We start from the raw sequence: 4,696 nt of genomic DNA, 5'->3' as shown, positions 1-4,696 counted from the left end.
CCCCGCCGATCCCTATAACGCCTATTATTATATGATGGTCGCCTACGCCTATATCCAGCTTGATTCCCTGCCTATAGCGGCGATGTACTTCGATTTAATCGTTAAAAATTATCCCGATCTTTCAATAAACGACGAGTCTATCCACCTTATCTGCCTAAGGCAGTTAATCGAACTGAACAGCAACCCCGAACGCCAGGTCTGGTATTATCACGAGATAATTTCCCGTTTTCCCGACCAGGTTGATCTTGGAACCGCCTATTTTATGCTTGGGCAGGCTTGCGAGTATATCGGGGACTGGAACGGCGCGATTCAGGCGTATACCAACTATCTGCCCTATACCGGCACTTTAATTTACGGTTTTCCAAACGCCGACCAGTACGCCAAACATCAGGTCGATTTCAGCAAATCCCAAAAAGACTGGACTTTTGAAAGCCTTCCGGCGCTAAGGAACGCCATAGAAACCGCCTTGGACACGGGCAACTCGTGGGCGCTTAAACGCTGTCAGGCAAAGGTGAACTTTTTCGGCCGCTCTTGGGGCCAGTCGGACACCGACGACGGCAGAATGGCGGACTTCAACGTCGCCGAGTTCATGCACAACAATCGTATCCGTTACGCCTCCTCGCTTGACGCCTCTTCCAGCGCCACGGAGGCGTATCTTAGGACCACGGGCTGGTCGAGGTATATGGAAACATGGTATCTGTACTTTAGAAAGATAAATTTTCCCCAAGACCCGGAAATTCACGGCAGATGGGAGTGGGCGGGGATATATTACGGGGAGAAATTTTAATATTGATGAGAGAGTGCTGCCGTTTTAAGTTTATTTTAATTATTATTTATGTTTTTATCGGGCTATGCCCGGTTTGGGCGCAGACCGATGAACGCCCTTTGCGTACCGTACAGCAAAATTCTACTTTTTCTGAGCCTAATCCGCGACATTCTACCTATTCTAGGCCGGTTACGCCTTCCCTGCTTACGGCTTCTGTGCTTGAACAGCCTTTGTTTCTTAAATTTGTCGCCCAATATACAAATACGGTCGGTATCGCTTACCTTAATGCCGTTATGGACAGGGCGAGTTTGTACCTTCCTTACATTAAAGAAGAGGTGAGGAAGAGGAATTTGCCGCCGGAATTGGCTTATCTGCCGGTAATCGAGTCCAATTTTGTTATTACGGCGAGGAGCAAATCGGGCGCGATGGGGCTTTGGCAGTTTATGTTGAACAGCATTTCCCCGTTTGACATAAAGGTAAACGATGTTATCGATGAGAGGCGCGATTTTCAAAAATCTACAAAGGGAGCGCTTCAAAAGCTTGAGGATAATTACAAATCGTTGGGAAATTGGGAGCTTGCGCTTGCCGCTTACAACTGCGGGCTTGGGGCGATGACTAGGACGATAAAAAAGACGAAAATCCGCGATTATTGGGAATTAAGCAAACGGAAGGAGATAAGGCAGGAAACCGTGGATTATGTGCCGAAATTCCTCGCCGTGGCCTATATTTTGTCCAATCCGCGCAAATTTGGGATTGATAATTGGCAGAAAACCCATGAATGGACGGCTATCCCCCTAAAAAGGCAGGTTTCGCTGGATACTCTTGCGGCCGAATCGGGCGCGGACAAGGAATTACTGCGTCTTTTGAACGCCGAACTGGTAAGCGGGATTACCCCCGCGGACAAGAACTACCGCCTAAAAATACCCGCATCCCATCTTGAGCAGATAAAAGCCGTTTTGGAGAGGGAAGACCTTGCCCTTGTCCGCTACCATTACCATACAGTGCGCCACGGCGACACTTTGTGGTCAATGTCCAAATACTACGGCGCTTCAGTCGATGATATTGAACAGCACAATCCGGGCATTTCTAGCCGTTACCTAAAAATAGGGGAAACGGTCGTTATTCCGGCTTTTAAGGATATCGCCCCGCCCCCCCGTCCCGCGTCAAACGTCCGTTACGACGGGCAATATGTGGTTAAAAAAGGGGATACCATCTGGTCGCTCGCCAGGGGGTACGGAGTTGACCCACAGGAACTCGCCAATGCCAATAATATGGCTCTTAATCAGATTTTACGCGAAGGAATAACCCTAAAAGTACCGATAATAGAATAGTATACGCCATTAAAACGGCGTATACTATCGCGATAAGCGACATTATAACGTCGCTTATCGAAGCGGTTTACGAGGCGGGCTTCGCCGCCTCTACATCTGACCACTTTTAAGTGGTCAGACGTCGTAAACCGCCATTGGATGGGGGAAATAAGTTTGATTAATAGGTTATTCATCTTTATATTGATTTTTTCCGCTTTCGCCGTTTTTGCCGATGAGCCGGCGGATATTTCTGGCGCCGTTGAATGGGACACCCTTCTTTTAAAATCGACGGTTTCCGTGGATTTGGCTAAGGCGGGCGTTAAACTGCCGTCTGGAAGAACGCAGGGCGAGGCTTTTTTAAGCTCCGGCTACCTTACGTTGATACAGCCGAGCATCATGGCCTTGCAGGTGGATTCGTCCACTACCGTCGCGGACCTTATCTTAAATGGCGAGTTCGCCGTTATGGATACCGAAAAACTCGCGCTTAACGCGAGGGCAGTACCTCCCGCCCTTTCAACCGATTTAAAAAAGATGACCGCCTCTTACACGATGAACCTTATCGATTTAAGTTCCGCGCTTTTGCGCCATAACAGGCCTTCTCCCGTGATGCGGACGTTGCTTCCAGCGACTACCGCCCAATACACGGGCATTATTATTATCGCATCCGACAGCCTGCCGTTATACGGAATGAAAAGCGGCGCCCTTGCGGTTCCGTGCCTGTTCCCGAAAATCTGGGACAGTAACATGAACCTTATTTACGAACGCAATATGCTTGAATCGCGCGAAAAAACGATGGTACGTTACGCGCCATTAAAGAGCATCTTTCAGGATAACCCGTCCGGCCTTTCGCAGGAAGTAGTCGACGTGGTCGGCGACAGGCCGCTTCGTATTTTTGCCGTAGGCCTTTACGGAATAAACCCCACCGACCTTATCATCGATAATATCGACGCCATGCTGATTATTTCTTCCAGCGACAACCGCAGGCTTTTGTCCGAGGGCAGGGTAGTGTTTGTTTTAGACGAATCGGTGTTGAAGAAGAGTTTTTAATTACTGAATAATTCCCCCTTTGTGATCTTTGTACCTTTGTGCTCTTTGTGTGAAATTCTTCGCGAACTAAAGCTCCAACAATTCTTCCCTAGAGGTAGCGCCGGTTTTGAAATATATATGCGAAACATGATTTTCTACCGTGCGAACGGTGATATTCAACCGTTTGGCTATTTGTTTGTTGTTCATGTTTTGTTTAATGCAGGCTACCACTTCATTCTCTCTGGGGGAAAGTAAAGACGATGACTGTTTAGATTTTTTAATGCGGTATCGGGGATTAATATAACTGCCGCCTTTTAAAAGTACGTCTATGGCGGTAATAAGTTCCCCCGATTCAGAGGATTTTGAGACATAAGCCTCCGCGCCCGAGTCTATGGCGCGTTGAATCAAAAAAGTGTCTTCGTACATTGAGCAGACAAGAATCTTCGGCATAAGTACATTTCGCTTCTCGCAAATTTCTTTTAACATGGGGATAAAATCAAGACCGTCCTCCGTTCCAAGAGAAATGTCAAGAATGATGATGTCAGGCAAATTTTCCGACTGCTTCATAAGCGCCGACGCTTCGGCAAGGTTTTTCGCCGTGCCGCAAATCGTGAATCTGCCCGTTCCGCTAAGCCACGCGCCTATTCCGTTAGTTGCAAGAGGGTGGTCGTCAATAAGAGCGATGTTTGTCATTTTAACCTCGAATTAAACGGTATTTTTAATGTTACCACGGTTCCTTCGCCTTTTTCGCTGTCTATGGTTACCTCCGCCCGAATCGATGCGGCGCGTTCATAAATGTTCCATAATCCGTAGTGGCCGACGTCGGAGCGCAACGTCCGCAGACTGTCCTTGTCGGGCGGCGAAAAGCCCTTGCCGTTATCGGATACGCAAATTACAAGTTCGCCTTCTTTGACGCTTCGGACTATCACCGACGTTTCGGAAGCTTCGGCGTGTTTCTCGATATTTGTTAAACATTCCTGCACGACGCGGAAACTTTGAAGCTGGGTATCGTCGTCCAAGTTCCCGGGCAGGATGTTTTCCTGAATAACAAGCTGGCAACTAACGCCCGTCCGTTGTTCAAAATTATAACAAAGGTTCCCCAGCGCGTCATCAAAACGCCGCCGTTGAAAATCGGGCGGGACAAGGTTGTCGCAAATGTTTCTTACCCTCTGCATGACTTCCTTCTGCCCCTTTACGACTTCCGCGCAAAGCTTGTCCCTCTGCGCGTTTTCATCGGCCTTGCCTATGCTTTCCGTCTGAAACGAAAGCCTCCATAAATCTTGCGCGACCGTATCATGCAACTCGCGCGCTATACGCAAGCGTTCCCGCTCCTGCGTTATTATGGTTTCCCGCGAAAAGGCAAGGCTTTGCTGTTCCCTTTTTTCCGCCTTACCGGCCCTCGCGTCCTGCACAATTAAAGCGAGAATAACGGTTATGACCAGCAGGGAAAAGAAAAAGAAAAGGAAAAAATAATCCCGCTGGCTTGTGTCGGATAAATTATTGTCAATGCGCTGCAGGCGGTCTAGGCTCGCGTCTATTTCAACCGCGGCAAGATAGATCGCCTGATCGTCGTTGTTTTTTACGGCGGTTTTTA

Annotated in this window: 5 protein-coding genes; 3 read left to right on the top strand and 2 right to left on the bottom strand. The window is 48.3% G+C overall.

Annotated elements, in window-relative coordinates; translation table 11 throughout:
* The 3 genes from ACYVTD_RS09900 to ACYVTD_RS09890 all read left to right on the top strand — a co-directional run.
* Window positions 1-787, top strand: a 787-nt coding sequence (locus ACYVTD_RS09900; protein WP_461247615.1) for a tetratricopeptide repeat protein, incomplete at its 5' end; no start/stop codon positions are given.
* Window positions 788-792: 5 nt separating this feature from the next.
* Complete coding sequence (locus tag ACYVTD_RS09895; RefSeq protein ID WP_461247614.1) at window positions 793-2,097, top strand: lytic transglycosylase domain-containing protein; 1,305 nt, start codon at window positions 793-795, stop codon at window positions 2,095-2,097.
* A 153-nt stretch (window positions 2,098-2,250) separates the two neighbouring features.
* Window positions 2,251-3,123: a polymerase gene (locus ACYVTD_RS09890; RefSeq protein WP_461247613.1), complete on the top strand. Its 873-nt coding sequence runs from the start codon at window positions 2,251-2,253 to the stop codon at window positions 3,121-3,123.
* Between the two features lie 66 nt (window positions 3,124-3,189).
* Here ACYVTD_RS09890 and ACYVTD_RS09885 read toward each other — a convergent pair whose 3' ends face one another.
* Together ACYVTD_RS09885 and ACYVTD_RS09880 are read right to left on the bottom strand one after the other, a co-directional pair.
* Complete coding sequence (locus ACYVTD_RS09885) at window positions 3,190-3,795, bottom strand: response regulator (protein WP_461247612.1); 606 nt, start codon at window positions 3,793-3,795, stop codon at window positions 3,190-3,192.
* The coding region (locus ACYVTD_RS09880; RefSeq protein WP_461247611.1) for a sensor histidine kinase at window positions 3,792-4,696 on the bottom strand (905 nt) is incomplete at its 5' end. The genes ACYVTD_RS09880 and ACYVTD_RS09885, both read right to left, overlap by 4 nt.

This window comes from Treponema sp. R6D11 (assembly GCF_054786075.1).
The sequence above is the reverse complement of the archived record's forward strand: the minus strand, read 5'-3'. Positions and strand labels throughout refer to the sequence as shown.